20 protein-coding genes and 1 tRNA gene are annotated in these 17,537 nt (G+C 71.0%); 12 read left to right on the top strand and 9 right to left on the bottom strand.

Translation table 11 applies throughout. The features are described 5' to 3' along the window. The first annotated feature begins 56 nt into the window (after positions 1 to 56). Positions 57 to 1,274 (top strand): Mur ligase family protein, encoded by a 1,218-nt coding sequence (locus BN6_RS05925; protein WP_231905007.1) that lies wholly within the window; start codon positions 57 to 59, stop codon positions 1,272 to 1,274. Continuing rightward, complete coding sequence (locus tag BN6_RS05920) at positions 1,271 to 1,972, top strand: type 1 glutamine amidotransferase (RefSeq protein WP_015098642.1); 702 nt, start codon at positions 1,271 to 1,273, stop codon at positions 1,970 to 1,972. Before BN6_RS05925 ends, BN6_RS05920 begins: the two co-directional genes overlap by 4 nt. Positions 1,973 to 2,426: 454 nt before the next feature. Here the strand turns inward: BN6_RS05920 and BN6_RS05915 are convergent, their stop codons facing one another. Beyond that, a complete protein-coding gene (locus BN6_RS05915) occupies positions 2,427 to 3,914 on the bottom strand; it encodes a flavin-containing monooxygenase (protein WP_015098641.1) in 1,488 nt (495 codons plus the stop codon). 73 nt (positions 3,915 to 3,987) lie between these two features. On the opposite strand from BN6_RS05915, the gene BN6_RS05910 reads away from it, so the two are divergent. The 4 genes from BN6_RS05910 to BN6_RS05895 all read left to right on the top strand — a co-directional run bounded on the left by BN6_RS05910 (position 3,988) and on the right by BN6_RS05895 (position 6,204). After that, the gene (locus BN6_RS05910) at positions 3,988 to 4,602 is read left to right on the top strand and encodes a TetR/AcrR family transcriptional regulator (RefSeq protein ID WP_015098640.1); all 615 of its coding nucleotides are present in this window, start codon (positions 3,988 to 3,990) and stop codon (positions 4,600 to 4,602) included. A gap of 44 nt (positions 4,603 to 4,646) precedes the next feature. Beyond that, positions 4,647 to 5,096 (top strand): cupin domain-containing protein, encoded by a 450-nt coding sequence (locus BN6_RS05905; protein WP_148302748.1) that lies wholly within the window; start codon positions 4,647 to 4,649, stop codon positions 5,094 to 5,096. 137 nt (positions 5,097 to 5,233) lie between these two features. Beyond that, positions 5,234 to 5,536: a hypothetical protein gene (locus BN6_RS05900; RefSeq protein ID WP_015098638.1), complete on the top strand. Its 303-nt coding sequence runs from the start codon at positions 5,234 to 5,236 to the stop codon at positions 5,534 to 5,536. Positions 5,537 to 5,589: 53 nt separating this feature from the next. After that, positions 5,590 to 6,204 (top strand): TetR/AcrR family transcriptional regulator, encoded by a 615-nt coding sequence (locus BN6_RS05895; RefSeq protein WP_015098637.1) that lies wholly within the window; start codon positions 5,590 to 5,592, stop codon positions 6,202 to 6,204. 7 nt (positions 6,205 to 6,211) lie between these two features. Here BN6_RS05895 and BN6_RS05890 read toward each other — a convergent pair whose 3' ends face one another. Next, a complete protein-coding gene (locus BN6_RS05890; protein WP_015098636.1) occupies positions 6,212 to 6,433 on the bottom strand; it encodes a DUF3618 domain-containing protein in 222 nt (73 codons plus the stop codon). Positions 6,434 to 6,630: 197 nt separating this feature from the next. Between BN6_RS05890 and BN6_RS05885 the strand changes: the two genes are divergently transcribed. Beyond that, positions 6,631 to 6,704, top strand: a tRNA-Leu gene (locus BN6_RS05885). A 123-nt stretch (positions 6,705 to 6,827) separates the two neighbouring features. Here the strand turns inward: BN6_RS05885 and BN6_RS05880 are convergent. The 4 genes from BN6_RS05880 to BN6_RS05865 all read right to left on the bottom strand — a co-directional run bounded on the left by BN6_RS05880 (position 6,828) and on the right by BN6_RS05865 (position 9,589). Beyond that, a complete protein-coding gene (locus BN6_RS05880) occupies positions 6,828 to 7,265 on the bottom strand; it encodes an iron chaperone (RefSeq protein WP_015098635.1) in 438 nt (145 codons plus the stop codon). 124 nt (positions 7,266 to 7,389) lie between these two features. Beyond that, positions 7,390 to 8,016 carry a VOC family protein gene (locus BN6_RS05875; protein ID WP_015098634.1) on the bottom strand — a complete coding sequence of 209 codons (627 nt, stop codon included), beginning with the start codon at positions 8,014 to 8,016 and terminating at the stop codon, positions 7,390 to 7,392. A gap of 57 nt (positions 8,017 to 8,073) precedes the next feature. After that, a complete protein-coding gene (locus BN6_RS05870; protein WP_015098633.1) occupies positions 8,074 to 9,030 on the bottom strand; it encodes a CobW family GTP-binding protein in 957 nt (318 codons plus the stop codon). 10 nt (positions 9,031 to 9,040) lie between these two features. Continuing rightward, on the bottom strand, positions 9,041 to 9,589 hold the full coding sequence (locus tag BN6_RS05865; protein ID WP_015098632.1) for a TetR/AcrR family transcriptional regulator: 549 nt from the start codon (positions 9,587 to 9,589) through the stop codon (positions 9,041 to 9,043). 14 nt (positions 9,590 to 9,603) lie between these two features. Here BN6_RS05865 and BN6_RS05860 point away from each other — a divergent pair, with 14 nt between their 5' ends. Then, complete coding sequence (locus BN6_RS05860) at positions 9,604 to 10,041, top strand: SRPBCC family protein (RefSeq protein ID WP_015098631.1); 438 nt, start codon at positions 9,604 to 9,606, stop codon at positions 10,039 to 10,041. Positions 10,042 to 10,112: 71 nt separating this feature from the next. Continuing rightward, on the top strand, positions 10,113 to 10,724 hold the full coding sequence (locus BN6_RS05855; protein WP_041312073.1) for a DedA family protein: 612 nt from the start codon (positions 10,113 to 10,115) through the stop codon (positions 10,722 to 10,724). Between the two features lie 13 nt (positions 10,725 to 10,737). Here the strand turns inward: BN6_RS05855 and BN6_RS05850 are convergent, their stop codons facing one another. Together BN6_RS05850 and BN6_RS05845 are read right to left on the bottom strand one after the other, a co-directional pair. Further along, positions 10,738 to 11,376 carry a response regulator transcription factor gene (locus BN6_RS05850; protein ID WP_041312070.1) on the bottom strand — a complete coding sequence of 213 codons (639 nt, stop codon included), beginning with the start codon at positions 11,374 to 11,376 and terminating at the stop codon, positions 10,738 to 10,740. Then, entirely contained in the window at positions 11,367 to 12,437 is a 1,071-nt protein-coding gene (locus BN6_RS05845; RefSeq protein WP_015098628.1) for a sensor histidine kinase, read from the bottom strand. Before BN6_RS05845 ends, BN6_RS05850 begins: the two co-directional genes overlap by 10 nt. A gap of 68 nt (positions 12,438 to 12,505) precedes the next feature. Between BN6_RS05845 and BN6_RS05840 the strand changes: the two genes are divergently transcribed. Next, positions 12,506 to 13,810, top strand: coding sequence for a styrene monooxygenase/indole monooxygenase family protein (locus BN6_RS05840; RefSeq protein WP_041312068.1), 1,305 nt, complete (start codon positions 12,506 to 12,508; stop codon positions 13,808 to 13,810). On the opposite strand, the gene BN6_RS05835 is transcribed toward BN6_RS05840, so the two are convergent. Continuing rightward, on the bottom strand, positions 13,788 to 14,825 hold the full coding sequence (locus BN6_RS05835) for an NAD(P)-binding domain-containing protein (protein ID WP_041312065.1): 1,038 nt from the start codon (positions 14,823 to 14,825) through the stop codon (positions 13,788 to 13,790). The genes BN6_RS05840 and BN6_RS05835 overlap by 23 nt on opposite strands. Positions 14,826 to 14,904: 79 nt before the next feature. Between BN6_RS05835 and BN6_RS05830 the strand changes: the two genes are divergently transcribed. Together BN6_RS05830 and BN6_RS05825 are read left to right on the top strand one after the other, a co-directional pair. Beyond that, complete coding sequence (locus BN6_RS05830) at positions 14,905 to 15,804, top strand: serine hydrolase family protein (RefSeq protein ID WP_051075452.1); 900 nt, start codon at positions 14,905 to 14,907, stop codon at positions 15,802 to 15,804. Positions 15,805 to 16,311: 507 nt separating this feature from the next. Next, complete coding sequence (locus BN6_RS05825) at positions 16,312 to 17,346, top strand: LLM class flavin-dependent oxidoreductase (protein WP_041312062.1); 1,035 nt, start codon at positions 16,312 to 16,314, stop codon at positions 17,344 to 17,346. Positions 17,347 to 17,537: the final 191 nt, after the last annotated feature.

Here is a 17,537-nt window from a genome sequence, read left to right as displayed (position 1 = left end):
CTTCTACCGACGCGGGAAGTCGCTTGCCGAACACTCCTGGTGCAGACCCTGCCCGCTTGCCGTTGCGCACCGCGGCGGCCGTGCGGCTGGGCAACATGAGCTCGAAGCTGTCGCAGAAGATGGGCCTGGGCGCGGGCGGCATGATCGGTGGCCGCGTGGCGCTCCGACTCGACCCGCAGGCGCTGGCGCACCTGACGTCCGGCCGTTCGGTCGCCCTGATCACGGGCACCAACGGCAAGACCACGAGCACGATGATGCTCAGCCGCGCCATGTCCTACCTCGGGCAGATCGCGACCAACCACGGCGGCGCGAACATGCCCGACGGGCACGTGACGGCGCTGTCGAAGCAGCCGGACGCCCCGTACGCGGTGCTGGAGGTGGACGAGGGGTACTTCCCCGAGGTCTGCCGGGCGTCCGCGCCGGCGGTGGCCGTGCTGCTGAACCTCTCGCGCGACCAGCTCGACCGGGTCGGCGAGGTGCGGACCATCGAGAAGTCGCTGCGCACGGCGCTGACCGGCGTGCCCGGCGTGGTCGTGGCGAACTGCGACGACATCATGGTCACGTCGGCGGCGCGGGACGCGGGCCGCGTGGTGTGGGTGGCGACCGGCACCGGCTGGCACAACGACGCGGCGTCCTGCCCGCGGTGCGGCGACCCGATCCGCTGGCAGGGCGAGCACTGGCAGTGCACCGGCTGCGACCTGGCCCGGCCGCGGCCCGACTGGGTCACCGGCGACGGCTTCCTGGTCACGCCCGAGGGCGCGAAGGTGCCGTTGGCGCTGCGCCTGCCGGGCAAGTTCAACCAGGCCAACGCGGTGATGGCGGTCGCGGCGGCGTTCGCGCTCGGCGTGCCCGTGACGGAGGCCGTGGAACGGCTGCGCGGCGTGTCGAACGTGGCCGGGCGGTACCGGACGATCCAGCGCAGCGGCCACCGGGCGCGCCTGCTGCTGTCGAAGAACCCGGCCGGCTGGAGCGAGACGCTGACCGTGGTGCGCGAGGCCGACCACCCGGCGGTGCTGGTGATCAACGCCCAGGAAGCCGACGGGCGGGACCTGTCGTGGCTGTGGGACGTGCCGTTCGAGCGGTTGCGCGGCAGGCAGGTCATCGCGTCGGGTGAGCGGGCGACGGACTTGGCGGTGCGCCTGACGTACGCCGAGGTCGAGCACACCATCGTGCCGGACCCGTTGCAGGCGATCGACGCCATGCCGGCCGGGCCGGTCGAGGTCATCGCCAACTACACCGCTTTCCGGGACCTGAACGCGAGGGCTGCCCAGTGACCGTGTCGATCGCGTTGGTGCTGCCCGACCTGCTGGGCACGTATGGCGACTTCGGCAACGCGGTGGTGCTGGAGAAGCGGATGACGTGGCGCGGGATCCCCGCCGAGATCGTCACCGTGAAGTTCGGCGAGTCGGTGCCGTCGTCGTGCGACATCTACGTGGTGGGCGGCGGCGAGGACACCGCCCAGACGCTGGCGGTCCGGCACCTGCGGGAACACCCCGGGATGCAACGGGCGGCCCAGCGCGGGGCCGTGGTGCTCGGCGTGTGCGCGGGCATCCAGATCTTCGGCGAGTCGTTCACCCGGGCCGACCAGGTCACGCACGGCGGCCTGGGCCTGATCGACTCGACGTCGCACGCCGGCGGGAGCCGGGCGATCGGCGAGGTCGTGGCGACGCCGGCGAACGGGTTGTTCGAGGGAATGCTGACCGGGTTCGAGAACCACCAGGGCCGGACGGTCCTCGGCCCGTCGGCCCGACCGCTGGCGCACGTGAAGGTGGGGACGGGCAACGACGGGTCGGTGGAAGGTGCGGTGCAGGGGCGAATCCTGTGCACCTACCTGCACGGACCCGTGCTGCCGCGAAACCCCCAGTTGGCCGACCTGCTGATCAAGTGGGCTACTGGAGACGAACTGGCCCCGTTGGACCTGCCTGCGGTGGACCGCTTGCGGGTCGAACGGGCGAAGGCTGCCGGAGTGTGATCCCGGGATCCAGGCCGCTCTCATTCTGAGCGGACTGGGACTCGGGTGGAGAGACCTGCGGTTTGTCCTGCTCTGCGGGTCTCGTTCGGCGGTACGCCTGGTTGTCAGCGCCTGGTTGTCAGCATCCGGTTCTCAGCGTCGGCCCGAGAGCGGCGTGGTTGTCGGTGGGGCGTGGGATAATGGTGATCGGGGGCCAGCGGCCGCGCCTGGGTGGCTTTGCGGGTGGGTTGACCTGCGAAAACAAGCGAAAAGCGTCCTCGCCGGACGGGCGAGCCGCCAAGGATGGGTAGTGCGGTGGGCGTCGTGTCATCCCCGTATGGCCCGGTCGGAGACAACCACCCTTGACCAGGGACTGCAAGCGAAAAGCGTGCTTGCAGTCCCTGGTCAAGCGCGGTTCGCTGGCGCGCGGGCCATACGGGGATGACACGACGCGGTAGGTGGGTTGTGTGTGGTTCTATGCCGAGACTCGGTCTCGGCGTGCTCGGGTGAGGGTGTAGTCCTGGGCTTTGACCGACTTCGTGCGCATCCAGTAGCGCCAGGTGAAGCCCGGCCAGACCGTGCGGTTGATTCCCTGGGCGTCGAGGTACCAACTCTTGCAGCCGCCTTCGGTCCAGACGCCCTTGGTGAGCTTTTGTTGCAGTTGCTTGTTGAACCTCGCCTGGACGTCCGGGCGGACGTCCAGTTCGTCCGCGTGGTGGCGGTCGAGGAGGTCCAGGCATTGGCGGACGTAGCGGATTTGGGATTCGATCATGAAGACGACCGAGTTGTGGCCCAGACCGGTGTTGGGGCCGAGCAGGAAGAAGAGGTTCGGGAAGCCTGAGACGGTGATGCCGTAATAGGTTTCGATGCCCTTGTCCTTCCAGAGCTTGGACAGGTCCTGCCCGTCCTTGCCCTGGATGTCGAGGTAGTCGAAGCTGTCCACGACGTGGAAGCCGGTGCCGTAGATGATCGCGTCGACCTTGTGCTCCACGCCCGCGTTGTCGATGATGCTGTTCGTCTTCACCTGGGCGATGCCGTCGGTGTTGAGGTCGACCGTGGGCTTCATCAGCGCCGGGTAGTAGTCGTTCGAGATGAGCACCCGCTTGCAGCCCATGGTGTAGTCGGGCTTGAGCTTGGCGCGCAGTTCGCGGTCGGGTACCTGGGTGCGCAGGTGGCGCTTGGCGATGTTCTGGGCCAGTTCCATGATCTTCGGGTTGACCGCGAAACCGAGCGCGCTGGATTCCCGAGTCCAGTAGACGAAGTTCCGGTACAGGCGCTGGGTGGCCGGGATCGCACGGAACAGTTTTTGTTCCCAGGTGTTGATCGACCGGTCCACCTTGGGCATGATCCACGGCGGCGTGCGCTGGAAGAGGGTCAGTTTTTCCACGTCGTCGGCGATCCGGGGGACGAATTGGATCGCCGACGCGCCGGTACCCACGACAGCGATCTTCTTGCCCTTGAGGTCGTAGTCGTGGTCCCATTCCGCCGAGTGGAACGTCTTGCCCTTGAACTTCTCGATGCCGGGCAGTTTCGGGACGTTCGGGATGTGCAGCGCTCCGACGCCGGCGACGACGGCCTTCGCGGTGTAGGTGTCGCCGTTCGCGGTTCTGACGTGCCAGACCTTCGCGTCCTCGTCCCACCTGGCCCCGTCGACCTTGGTGTTGAACCTGATGTGGTCGCGCAGGCGGTACTTGTCGGCGACCTTCTTCAGGTAGTCCCAGATCTCCGGCTGCTTCGCGAACATCCTCGACCACCGGGGGTTGAGCTCGAACGAGAACGAGTACATGTGCGACGGCACGTCGCAGGCGCAGCCGGGGTACGAGTTGTCCCGCCAGGTGCCGCCCAGGTCGCCCGCCTTCTCCAGCACGACGAAGTCGCGCTCGCCCGTGCGCTTCAGCTCGATCGCCATGCCCAGGCCCGAGAAACCCGTGCCGACGACCAGGACCTTGACCTCTCGGTGCATCCCGTCCTCCAAGTCCGGCTGCGTACTACCCAGTAGGTTACTCGAAGTAAGTTACCTCCGGTAGTCTCGGCTCGTGACCACCGCGGAGCCGCGTCGCAAGCGGATGCCCAAGGCGCAGCGCAAGGCCCAGATGCTCGACGTCGCCGAGCGGGTCTTCGCCGAACGCGGCTACCTGGCGGCCTCCATGGACGAGATCGCCGAACGCGTGGGCGTCTCCAAGCCGATGCTCTACGAGTACTACGGCTCCAAGGAGGGCCTGCTCATCGGCTGCATCCACCGCGCCCGGACCGAACTCCTCGAACGCACGCAGCAGGCGATCACCGGAGCGTCGTCGGCCGAGGAGATGCTGCGGCTCGGGCTGTTGGCGTTCTTCGAGTTCATCGCCGAGCACAACCGGTCGTGGTCGCTGATCCGCCAGGAGGCCGCCGTGACGGTGCCCTCCGCCGTGGAGGAGATCGAGGGCATCCGGCGGCAGCAGACGAACCTGATCGCGGCGGTCATCGCGAGTTTCGACCGTGACGTGGACCCGGTCGAGGCGGAGGCGTTCGCGGAGATCGTGGTCGGGTCGACGGAACGGCTCGCGTTGTGGTGCGAGCGCCGTCCGGAGGTGGGGCCGGAGTTGGCCACGACCTACGTGATGGAGGTCGTGTGGCGGGGAGTGGCGGATCGGCTGGGGGGAGCCCGGTAGGTGCGGGCGAGGGTTCCGGGCGGGGCGATCACTGGTTTGTGGCCATGACGCTGGGGATTCGCCGGGCCGAGGACGTGGAGCGGTTGCCGGCGGTGGGGGGTTGGTACTCGATCAGGCTGGCCGGGACCGATACGGGCGGACGGCTGGCGGTGGTCGAGTTGACGTTGGACGCGGGCGCGCTGGGGGCCGCGCCGCACGTCCACCACGGGCACGAAGAGGACTTCGTGGTGCTGGACGGGGAGATCACGTTCGACACCGCTGACGGTGGCCTGGCGGTGGGTGCGGGCGGGTCGTTGGCGGTGCCGCGTGGGACGCCGCACGGGTTTCGCAACGACACCGCCCTGCCTGCCCGTTGCCTGATGGTGTTCACGCCTGCCGGGTACGAGGACTACTTCCGCGAGGTGTCGCGGATGGTTGCTGCCGGGCATGAGCCGACTGCGGACGAATTGGACGCGCTGCGGGTGGGGTTCCAGACCACGCGATGGGAAGGGTGAAGAGGGGCTGTAGGGGCGAGGTTTCCGCCAGGGGAAGCAGTACTTGGGGGGCGGCGGTGGGCGTCACACGTTCGAGGGACTCACCTCATGATCAGGGAGGAATCCCGGTCAGATAGGTGCAGGACGGAGGTCACGCCATGCCCGCACCCCACCTCACCGCGAACTACCGACGCGACGGCGACGACTGGGTGGTGACCGTGCGCTCCGACGCCCGGTCGCTGGAGGCCAGAGCGCCCGGACTGATCGCGGCCCGCGTCCGGGCCGATCAACTGGTCGACGAGCTCGCCGGAGGGCGCCGCAACCGGACCGTGGTGCATATGCTCGACGGTGACGCGTTCGCGTTCTCCGTGGTGTACCTGCACACGCGCCACGGGCTGGCCGTGCCGCCGAGCCGGACACCCGACGCGAGCACCCCTCATGACCAGGTAATCGAGGCCTGAGACCGGGCTCCCCCGCCTAGGATGTCCGGCCAAAGGCGAACGGGAGCGCAGACATGGCCACACCGGTGTACAGCGTTGCGGCACGGACCCCGCAGCGAGGCAGACCCAGGGACGCCAGCCGCGACGACGCGCTGCGCCAGGCCGCGTTGGAGGTGATGGCGGAGGTCGGCTATCGCGCGCTGACCATGGACGCCGTCGCCGCGCGGGCGCGGGCGGGCAAAGCCACCATCTACCGACGATGGGAGTCCAAGCTCGACCTGGTCATCGACACGTGCACGCACCTCGCGGCGGAGAACCTCGCCGAGCCGGACAGCGGGTCGCTCGGGGGCGACCTGCGGGAGTTCCTGGCCTCGTTCGCGGCGTTCCTGTCGGGTCCGATCGGCAAGGCGGCACAGGCACTGGTGGGCGAGCTGCCGCACGAGCCGGAGCTGGCCACGGCGTTCCGGGAGACGTTCCTGATCGCGCAGCGCGACGTGCTGCGGCGCATCCTGGAGCGCGCCGACGCCCGGGGCGAGCTGCGCGAGGACGCGTCCCGCGGCATGGCCGTGGAACTCGCGGGCGCGGCCCTGATCTACCGGCTGATGCTCACCGGCGACCCGCTCGACCTGGCGTTCGTGGACCGGGTGGTCGAGCAGGTGCTACTGCCCCTCGTCGCCAAGGGGCAGTAGCCGCTGGTCAGCGGAACAGTTTGCGCAGCAAGGCGAACCCGACGAGCACGGCCACCGCGATCAGCGAGTACCGGATCTTGGGTTCGTCGAGCTTCGCGCGCACGCTGTCCTTGCCCGCCTCGACGAAGCGCGTGGGGCTGGCCCTCGTGCCGAGCTCGTCCAAGGTCGCGGCCAGCGCGTCACGAGCCTGCTCGATCTCGCGCTGGATGGTGTCGGGGTCGCGAGCCACAGTCTCCTCCTAGCAGCGGTCTGCCGGTAACCGTAGTTGAGGCGGGGAACCGACGTTGACCGGCGTCGCCGTCCGGCGGCGTGAACAGCATTCATAACGGTGTTTCACGGTGGTGGGAGGGGTCGGGCGGCAGTCGGGACCGGGCGTGGCGTCCCTGGTTCCGGCCCGACCCGCCCTGCCGATAGGCTTGCCGGCGCGGGGCCGTAGCCCAATTGGCAGAGGCACACGGTTTAGGTCCGTGCCAGTGAGAGTTCGAGTCTCTCCGGCCCCACAACCAGCGCGGACGAGCACCCCGGCAGGCGTTGCGGGGTGGAGTTGTGGCGGCTGAGGGGCCGAGCGCGTTCTGGTCGCTGAGGCGGGGCCGTGCGGGTGGCGGAGCAGGTCGGGCTCGGCGTCAGCCGACCGACTGGCGGAGGAGGGCGGCGATGCGGTCCTCCACCTCGGGGGTCATCTCGGTCAGCGCGTAGCTGGTCGGCCACATCGCGCCGGCGTCGAGGTTCGCCGGGTCGTTGAAGCCCAGGGTGGCGTAGCGCGCCTTGAACTTGTCGCGGTTCTGGAAGAAGCAGACGATCTTGCCGTCAAGGGCGTAGGCGGGCATCCCGTACCAGAGCTTCGGCGTGAGCGTCGGGGCGTTGGCGGTGACGAGGGCGTGGACGCGTTCGGCCATGACCCGGTCGTGATCGGGCAGCGCGGCGATCTTCGCGAGGAGGTCGCGTTCCGCTTCGGCCTCCTTGGCGGCGCGCGGGGTCCGCCGGGCGTCCTTCTTGGCCTGCTGGGCGTGTTCCTTCATCGCGGCCCGCTCTTCGGCGGTGAAACCGGTGTAGGTGCTCATCGTGCTGTCTCCTGGGGGACCGGGTGGTCGTGGGGTGCGGTCTCGTCGTCTGGTCGGTGGTCGGACGGTGGTTCGGCGCTGTCGTCGGCGGGCGCGGTGGCGTGCGGCGGGCGGTGGCGGCACATCAGGACGTGGCGGCGATCGTGGTGGTTTCCCAGGCGAACCCGTCCGGGTCGGTGAACGGCCCGGTGGACCCGCCGACCGCGATCCGGTGCGAGCCGCTGCCCTCGGGGGCGACGCCGGCGTCCTTGGCGAGGGCGCGGCGGCGGTACAGGGCGAGCTTGACGGGGCTCGTCTCGGTGGCGAACTCGGCGTACATGCGGCCGAAGCTCTTCGCGACGGTGAAGCCCTGCTCGACGTAGAACCGCTTGCTCGCGACGAAGTCGGCGACGCCGAGCAGCAGCACGATGGAGTTGATCTCGCGGGTGGCGGGACCGGTGTCCTTCTTCGCCGAGGTGGCGATCTTCCAGATCGTCCCGTCGGGGGCCTGGACGACGCCGCCGACGCCCCACATCGACTTCGAGACGGGCTTGAGCGCCGTCGCGCCGGCGTCGAGGGCCGCGTCGACCAGGGCTCGGACGTCGGCCGGCTGGGACACGGTGAGCGAGAGGGTGAAGCCGCGGAAGCCGGCGGTGGGCTCCTGCGCGGCCCGCAGGCGCAGTGGGGCGGTCAGGCCGAAGGCGGTGGCGTAGAAGCGTTCGGCGGCGGCGGGGTCGGCCACCTCAAGGGTGACGCTGTCGATCGAGGTCATGGGGAGAACGCTAGGCGGGGGGCGTTGACCTGCGCTTCTCGATTCCTGACCGGTGTGTCAGGCGGGCAGGTGGCGCAGGACTTCGAGCATGGTCCGCGGGTCCACCGCGTTCGGGTCCGGTTCGGTGCAGTCGGCGAGTTGCCCGCGAATCGCCTCCGCGTCCAGGTCGGTGCCGATGAGGACCAGCTCGGTCCGGCGCGGGTGCTTGCCCCACGGCGAGCGCTCGAACCTCAGGAACGCGCCGACGGTGTGCAGCGAGAACCGCTGCCGGTGGCCGGGCACGTCGAACCGCACGAAACCCTTCACCCGGTACAGGCCCGCCGGGCGTTGGTCGAGGAAAGCCATCAGCCGCACCGGGTTCATGGCCTCCCCGGTGAACTCCACGGAGTCGTAGTGGACGTGGGTGTGCTCCTCGTCCAGGAGGTCCTCGAACGAGAGCTGGCCGTGCGCGGGGCGTTCCCGGGGGTCGAACAGCAGGGCCGGGTCGATCCGCCCGTGGTCGGCCGGCACCACCGGCACGCCCGGCTTGAGGTGGTCGACCACGTCGAGCATCAGCTCCGGGTCGTCCACCCGGTCGATCTTGTTCAGCACCACGAGGTCCGCGACGCGCAGGTGCTTCTCCAGGTCGTGCGGGAACTCCGCCGCGTCGACCAGCAGCACCAGGCCGCCGTACGCGACGCGCGGGTTCTCGCTGCCGAGCACCAGCCGTGCCATGGTCTGCGGCTCGGCCAGTCCGCTGGCCTCGATGACGATCACGTCGACCTGCGCCACGAGCCGGTCGAGCAGGTCGTCCAGCCCGCTCGCGTCCACCGCGCAGCACAGGCAGCCGTTGCTCAGCGAGACCGTGGAGTCGACCTGGCCGGCGACGGTCATCGCGTCGATGCCGATCGCGCCGAAGTCGTTGACCACCACGCCGATCCGGGTGCCGCGCGCGGTGGTCAGCAGGTGGTTGAGCAGGGTCGTCTTGCCGGAGCCGAGGAACCCGGCCACGATGATCACCGGGATCTGCCGCACCGCGCCGATCCTAGTCGGCCATCAGGTCCAGGAAGAGGTCCATCGCGGCGGTGACGCCCTCCTCGTCGTCGGTGGCGACCAGGTCGAGCAGCAGGCCGCGGGCGACGGCCAGGCCCAGCCGCGCGCGGACGCGGGCCCGCTCGGGCGGGTGGCCGCGGGCGCGTTCGAGGGCGGCGACGGGCTCCACCCACGAGTCCACGATGCCGTCCAGCAGCGCCGTGGTGCCCGGACGGCCCTGCGCGGCCTGGCCGTAGAGCTCGAAGAACAGCCGCTCGTGGGCGCGCAGGGCGGGATCGGTCAGCGCCCGCCAGAACGCGCGGCCGAGTTCGGCGTGGTCGTCGGCTTCGAGCGACGCCAGGAGCGCGCGCTGGTTCGCCTCCACGACCCGCACGACTTCGACCAGCAGGCCCTCTTTCGAACCGAAGTGGTAGATCAGCATCCGGTGGCTGGTGCCGAGAGCGGCGGCGAGTTGGCGCAGGCTGAGTTCGCCGATCCCGTGCCGCGCGAGGTGTTCGACGACCCGTTCCAGCAGGCGGTCCTTCGCCTCTTGTCCAGCCATGTACCGGATGGTACATGTACCACATGGTACAGATAGTGGACGTCACGGTGCACAGCCCGGCCGACCCGGCCCGGGTGTACCGGCTCGCGGCGGACAGCGCGACCTGGCCGGACTGGTCGCCGGTACTGCGCTACGAGCGCGAGAAGGCGGGTGACGCGCACGGCGTCGGCGAGGTGCGGGTGTTTCACAACCGCGGCAGGAGGAACCCCACCAGGGAGGAGGTGGTCGAGCTCACGCCCAACCGGAGGGTGGGTTACGTGCTGTTGTCGGGCCTCGCCATCCGGGGCTACCGGGCGTCCATCGACCTCGCCCCGGACAGCGGTGGCACGCGGATCCGCTGGCACTCGTCGTTCGAGCCGAAGGTGCGCGGCACCGGGTGGCTCTACCGGTGGGTGCTCCAGTTGGTGATCACCCAGTACTCCAAGGGGTTGGCCGCGCGCGCCGCGCACTGAGGTTTTCCACACCCCGGTTGTACGGCCCGCATCATGGCACCGGCCCCCGTCCCCTTCGTAGCGTGGCGATCATGGATGTCGACTGGGTCGTGGACCTGATGGAGAAGTTCGGCGCACCGGGCGCCGGGCTGGCGATCGCGCTGGAGAACCTGTTCCCGCCGTTGCCCAGCGAGGTGTTCCTGCCGCTGGCCGGGTTCACCGCGAGCCGGGGCGGGATGAGCCTGCTCGCCGCGATCCTGTGGACCACCGCCGGGTCGGTCGTGGGCGCGCTGGTGCTGTACTGGGTGGGCGCGCTGCTCGGCCGGGACCGGGTGCGGGCGATCGCCGCGAAGATGCCGCTGGTCAAGGTGTCCGACGTGGACAAGACCGAGGCGTGGTTCGACAAGCACGGCAAGGCGACGGTGTTCTTCGGCCGGATGATCCCGATCTTCCGCAGCCTGATCTCGATCCCGGCGGGCGTGCAGCGGATGCCGTTGCCCGGCTTCCTCGCGCTGACCGCGGCGGGCTCCGCGATCTGGAACACCGCGCTGATCCTGGCCGGCTACTACCTGGGCGAGAGCTGGCACGTCGTGGAGCAGTACCTCGGGGTGGCGTCGAAGGTCGTGCTGGGGGCGGTCGTGCTGGCGGTGGGCTGGTTCGTGGTCGCGCGGCTGGTGAAGGGCAAGGAACGGGCCCGGAGGTAGTGCGGGGGGTGGTTCAGGCGCGGAGGTAGCGGAGGATGGCCAGGATCCTTCGGCTGTAGCCGTCCACATCGGACAGCCGGAGCTTGTCGAAGATCGAGTTCACGTGCTTCTCCACGGCACTGCGCGAGACGTGCAGCTTCGCCGCGATCGCGTTGTTCGTGTGGCCCTCGGCCATGTGCGCCAGCACCTCCCGCTCCCGCGCGGTCAGCACGTCCAGCGGGTGCGCGGACCTGGCCAGCAGGCGGCGGACCACCTCCGGGTCGAACGCCGCGCCGCCCGCGCCCACCCGGCGCAGCGCGTCCAGGAACTCCTCCACCTGCACCACGCGGTCCTTGAGCAGGTAGCCGACGCCCTCGGCGTGCCCGGTCAGCAGGTCCACGGCGTAGCGCTGCTCGACGTACTGGGACAGCACGAGCACACCCACCCCCGGATGCCTCCGGCGGATCTCCAGCGCGGCCTTCAGGCCCTCGTCGGAGTTCGTCGGGGGCATCCGCACGTCGGTGACCACGACGTCCGGCACGTGCGCGGCCACCGCGTCGAGCAGCGCCTGCGCGTCGCCGACCGACGCCACCACGTCGTGCCCCTCCTCGACCAGCAGCCGCGACAGGCCCTCGCGCAGCAGGGTCGAGTCCTCGGCCAGGATCACCCGCACGGGACCTCCGCGGTGATCACCGTGGGGCCGCCGGCCGGGCTGCGCACCGCGAACCGCCCGTCCAGCGCGGACACCCGCCGGGCCAACCCCGCCAGGCCGCCGCCCGCCGGGTCCGCTCCCCCGACGCCGTCGTCCTCGATCCGCACCCGCACCTCGTCCCCGTCCCCCGTGATGTCCACGCGGATCATCGTCGCACCCGAGTGCTTCACGGCGTTCGTCACCGCCTCGGACACCACGAAGTACAGCGCGGTGCGCACCGGCGTGGACGTCTCGTGGTGTCCACAGTGGATGGTGATGGGGATCGAGGAGCGGTCCGCGACGGTCTCCAGCGCGTCGGCCAGGCCGAGCGAGTCCAGGGCCACCGGGTACACCCGCCAGGCCACGTCGCGCAGGTCCTCCAGCACGTGCCGGGACTCCTCGTGGGCCTGCCGGAGCAGCTCGTCGGCGTGCTCGGGGTGTCGCCGGGCCCGGCCCAGCAGCATCCCCAGGGCCACCAGGCGCTGCTGCACGCCGTCGTGCAGGTCCCGTTCGATCCGGCGGCGCTCGGCGTCCACGGCGGCCACGACCCCGGCGCGGCTCTCCGCCAGCTCGTCGATCCGCCGGCGCAGCAGCTCCGCCTCGCTGGGGCCCAGGCAGCGCCGCGCCACCTTGGCCTCCAGCGCCACCACCCCGATGATCCCCTGCACCTCCACGTACAGCAGGACACCGCCGATCGCGGCGGTCCAGACCGTGGCCGTGACGTCGTCGTACCAGTCGATGCCGTCCAAGCCGTTGACGATGATCCGCTGCGCGGCGATGGCACCCAGCGCCAGGCCGTAGAACAGCCACGACAGCACGAAACCGCCGAGCAGGCCGACCGGGGCGCGGACGAGCAGGTAGCGGATCGCGCGCGGCCGGGTCGGCTCGGCGCTGTCGAGGTCGAGGAACCGGCGGATCCGGCGGCGCTCCCAGTCGGCGAACCCCTGCGCGGCGGGGCGGGCGAGCACCACCACCAGCAGGCCGACCAGCCCGGAGAAGAACCCGAGCAGCAGGCCGGCCACCGCGCGCACTCCCCTGACCACGTTGTCGAGGCTAGTCGACCCGAACGCCGGATTGGCACCGAACAGCCCGGCCCAGAAGGATCGGACGGGTGCGATCGGTCGCGGTGGTGGGTGCGGGACAGGCGGGGATCGTGCTGTCCGCCGCACTGCTGCGCCGGGGGTGGCGGGTCACGCTGTGCTCGGACCTCACCGCCGAGCAGCACCTGGAGTCCGGCGCCCGGCCCACCGCGTGCCTGTTCGGCGACCAGGTCGACTACGAGGCGTCGCTGGGGCTGGACCTGTTCCCCGACGCGCCGCGCGCCGGGCGGATCCGGCTCGACCTCTACACCGGTGACCGGCTGGTGGCGTTCTCCGTCGACGCGCCGCTGCGCAAGCCCGCGCTGGCCGTGGACCAGCGGTTGAAGTACGCCCACGGCCTGCGGGAACTGGCCGCGCGCGGGGCGACGGTGGTGACCGGGTCGGTGACGCCGGGCGACTTGGAATCGCTGACGGCGACGCACGAACTGGTCGTGGTCACCGTGGGGCACAAGGGTTTTCGCGGGCTGTTCGCGCGTGATCCGGTGCGCTCGGTGCACACCTCCGCGCAGCGCAGCCTGTTCATGGTGAACGTCCGGGACTACGACCTCGACGCGCACCCCCGGCACCGCGACATCGTGTTCACGTTCGTGCCCAGGGTCGCCGAGGTGTTCTGGATCCCGTTCTGGGACAAGGACGTCGGCGCGTCGCGCAGCATCGTGGTCGAGTCGGTTCCGGGCGGGCCGGCGGACCGGTTCGGCGGGGTCACCACGGCCTCGGAAGGGCTGGCGGTGCTGCGCGGGCTGGTGGACGAGATGCTGCCGGGCCAGTCCGCGTTCCTGGAGCCGACGCGGCCGACCCGGGAAACCACGTGGATCAGAGGATCCGTGGTGCCGGCGGTGCGCGAACCGGTGGCCGTGCTGCGGTCCGGGCGGCACGTGCTCGGGCTGGGCGACGCCGTCGTGCTCAACGACCCGATCGCCGCGCAGGGCGCGAACAACGCGACCCGGATGGCGCGGTTCTTCGCCGCGCGCCTGGACGACTACGACGGGACGGCGACGTGGCTGCGCGCGCGGTTCGACGAGTTCTGGGAGGTCGGCCGGTACGCCAACGGGTTGTCCAACGGGCTGATGGCCCCGCTGACCGGCTACCAGCAGGACGTGCTGATCGCCGCCTCCCGGCACCCGGAGATCGGCGAACGGCTCTGGGAGGGGTTCGACGACCCGTCGTCGCTGTTCCCGTGGTTCTTCGACGCCGCCGCCGCGCGGGAGTTCCTGGCGCGGCGGGGCGTCGGGCGGTGGGACGTGCTGCGCTACCGGCTCGGCCTGGCCGGGAAGGTGCTGGGGCACCGGGTGTTCAGGCGACCAGCTCCCGCGTGAGCAGGTCCCGGATCTCCTTGGCGGCGGCGCGGCCCGCGCGGGTCGCGCCGATCGTGCTGGCCGAGGGGCCGTAGCCGACCAGGTGGATCCGCGGGTCGGCGACGACCCGCGTGCCGTCGAGCCGGATGCCGCCGCCGGGCCCGCGCAGGCCGAGCGGGGCGAGGTGGTCGACGGCGGCGCGGAAGCCGGTGGCCCACAGGATCACGTCGGCGCGTTCGGTGCGGCCGTCCGGCCAGACCACGCCGTCCTCGGTGATCCGCTCGAACACCGGCCGGCGGGCGAGGGTGCCGTCCCGGAGGGCGTCGAGGACGGGCGGGGTGAGGCTCAGGCCGGTGACGCTGACGACGCTGCGCGGCGGCAGCCCCGCCCTGACCCGGTCCTCGACCAGCTTGACGGCCGCGCGGCCCACCTCGGGGGTGAACGGCTCGTCGCGGAACTCGGGCTCGCGGCGGGTGACCCAGGTCGTGGTGCCGAAGCGGGCGATCTCCAGGATCTGCTGCACCGCGGACGTGCCGCCGCCGACCACGACGACGTGCTTGCCCGTGAACTCCTCCGGGCCGTTGTACTGCGACGAGTGCAGCTGACGGCCGCGGAACAGCTCCTGGCCGGGGTAGCGGGGCCAGAACGGGCGGGTCCACGTGCCGGTGGCGTTCACGAGCGCCTTGGTGTGCCACGTGCCGTGGTCGGTCTCGACCTTGAGCGTGCCGTGGTCGTCGCGGACGGCGTGCACGTGCACGGGACGGCGGACGTGGAGGCCGTTGCGGCGTTCGAAATCGGCGAAGTAGGCGGGCAGCACCTCGTTCGCGGGCGCGGCCGGGTCGGGCGGGTCGAACGGCATGCCCGGCAGGTCGTGGATGCCGTGGACGGTCGCCATCCGCAGCGTCGGCCAGCGGTGCCGCCACGCGCCGCCGGGGCCTTCGTCGGCATCCAGGACGACGTGCTCCAGGTTCACCCGATCGAGGAAATAGGCGGCCGAAAGACCGGCCTGACCTGCACCGACGACCACGACGTCCATACCCGGGGCAACGTCCCCCGGTGCCCGGGGCTTCCCCGGTGTGACCCAAATGTCAGACCCCCTCGCTACCGTCGTGGGCATGATCAAGACTCGCACCCTGACCCTGGCGGTGGTGGCCCTCCTGGCCGCGACCGCACTGCCCGCGACGGCCGCGCCCGAGGTCCCGTCGCCGCAGTCCGCCGTGCCCTCGGACGTGACGGTGGCGTTCGCCGTCTACGACCGCGCACTGGGCCGCACCACGCTGTCGCACAACTCGCACAAACAGATCAGATCGGCTTCGGTGGTGAAACTGCTGATAGCGCTCGACTACCTGGAGGCCCGGGGGCCGGACGCCACCATCCCGCCGGAGGACCTGAACCGGCTGGTGCCGATGCTGCGCTCCAGCGACGACTACGCGGCCAGCGAGCTGTGGGTGCTCAACGGCTGGGAGAAGATCGTCGAGCGGATGGCGGCGAAGCTGGGGCTGGAGGACACCGCGCCGCCGGTGGACGTCGGCTTCTGGGGGTACACGGCGCTCAGCGCGGCGGACGTGGTGAAGATCTACCGGTACGTGCTGGACGAGGCGCACCCGAAGTACCGCGCGTTCATCATGGACAACCTGCACCAGGCGACGACGTGCGCGACGGACGGCTTCGACCAGTCGTTCGGCCTGCCGTCGGCGGTCCCGGGCGAAGTCGCGTACAAGCAAGGTTGGTCCCGCTTCGGCGACACCCCGCCCCGCCCGTGCGTCGAACCACCCCACGACCGCACCCCGCTGCCGGCCGCGAAGGACGGCCCGCCGCCCCGGACGGCCCCGGCGGCGGACGTCGACCTGACCCGCCCGGCGATGCACACGACCGGCACCTACGGCCCGGCCGACCGCAAGATCATGGCCGTGCTGACCCTGGAGCCGGTGGGGACGACCTGGGACACCTCCGCCCACCGCCTGACGACAGTGACGAAGGCGGTGTACCTGGCAGACCGAGTCCTGACCCAATGACGCGCTGACCCACCGGCCCCTTGGCCCCGCTGACGCGCTGACGCGCTGACGCGACCACTCAGCCGTCCGACCGGAGACCGCCCAAGCCCACCGCCGACCGCGATCCGGGCGGCCCGCGGGCTGCCGATGGTCCACGCGCCGCACCGCACCACCGGCGGCACGGCCGACGTCGACGGTCAGGGCGCTCGGGTGCCCCCGCACTGCCGGCGGCCAGCGCCTGTGGACCGCCGCCGACGCGATGGTTCGCGACCGCCTGAGGGGTGCCAGGGGCCGGACGGGCCTCGGGTGCGGGCCGAGGTCCGGACGGGCGTGGCTCTACCCGGCGGTGGTTGAAGTCCGGGCCGGGGCCCGTGCGTCGCGCCCTGCCGCGCCCTTGTCGCGCCCTGCCGCGCCCTGCCGCATCCCGGCAGCGCGTACCGCTGTGGCGTCCTTGGCGTCCTTGGCATCAGGGCGGTGCGGTGGGTCACATGAGGAAGGCATCTGTATCGGTGGGCGTTGATGGGAGGTATGAGTCGACTTCGTGACGTCCCGTTGTCCGTCCTAGACCTCGCGCCGGTCACGACGGCGACGGATGCGCGGACCGCCCTGGCGCACACCCGGGAGTTGGCGCAGCACGTCGAGCAGCTCGGCTACCACCGCTTCTGGCTGGCCGAGCACCACAACATGCCCGGGATCGCCAGCTCGTCCCCGGCGATCCTGATCGGTCACGTCGCCGCGGCCACGAGCACGCTGCGGGTCGGGTCGGGCGGTGTGATGCTGCCCAACCACCCGCCGCTGGTCGTCGCCGAGCAGTTCGGCACGCTCACCGCCCTGCACCCCGACCGGATCGACCTGGGCATCGGCCGTGCGCCGGGCACCGACCAGCGGACCGCGCGCGCCCTGCGACGCACCGAGGGGCCGCTGTCGGTGGACGACTTCCCGCAGCAGCTCTCCGAGCTGATGGGCTACTTCGACGGCACCGAGGCGCTCTCCGCCGTGCCCGCCCAGGGCAACAAGCCGCCGGTCTGGCTGCTCGGCTCCAGCGGCTACAGCGCGCAGGTCGCGGGCCTGCTCGGGCTGCCGTTCGCGTTCGCCCACCACTTCAGCGCGGAGAACACCATCCCGGCGCTGCGGCTCTACCGCGAGCGCTTCCAACCCTCCGCCGTCCTGGCCGAGCCGCACGCCATGGTGTGCGCCTCGGCGATCATCGCCGACACGGAGGAGCACGCCCGGTGGATCGCCGCGCCGCAGGCGCTGGCCTTCCTCCGCCTCCGGCAGAACCGGCCGGGGCCGTTGGCGACGCCGCAGGAGGCCGCCGACCACCCGTACACCGACATCGACCGGCTGATCATCCGCGACCGGCTGGACTCGCAGGTCATCGGCGACCCGAAGACGGCTCGTGACCAGCTCGAACAGCTCCTCGCCGACACGCTGGCCGACGAGCTGATGGTCACCACGATGGTCGCCGACCAGTCTGATCGGCTGCGGTCCTACGAGTTGCTCGCGGAACTCGCCGCCAGCTCGGGTTCATCCGAACGAGTGAAGACTGAAGTCGAGGTGTAGCAACCGGGCGCCAGCGCGCGATGATCCTGTTGAGCGCGCAGGCCCCCCGACGCGCTCCCTACTTCCGGGTGGCGAGTCCCGCCCGATCGGACGCCGCCGCGGTCCGCGTGGGCAGCGCCGCCGAAAGTGTGGCGCCGCCCACGCGGGCGGCGGCCGGGCATCACGGCTTGGCCACAGGCCGGCACCAGGTG

Origin of the sequence: Saccharothrix espanaensis DSM 44229 (assembly GCF_000328705.1) — a bacterium.
In the GTDB taxonomy this organism is placed as follows: Bacteria; Actinomycetota; Actinomycetes; order Mycobacteriales; family Pseudonocardiaceae; genus Actinosynnema; species Actinosynnema espanaense.
Note: the sequence above shows the minus strand (reverse complement) of the source record. Positions and strands in the feature narration are given on the sequence as shown.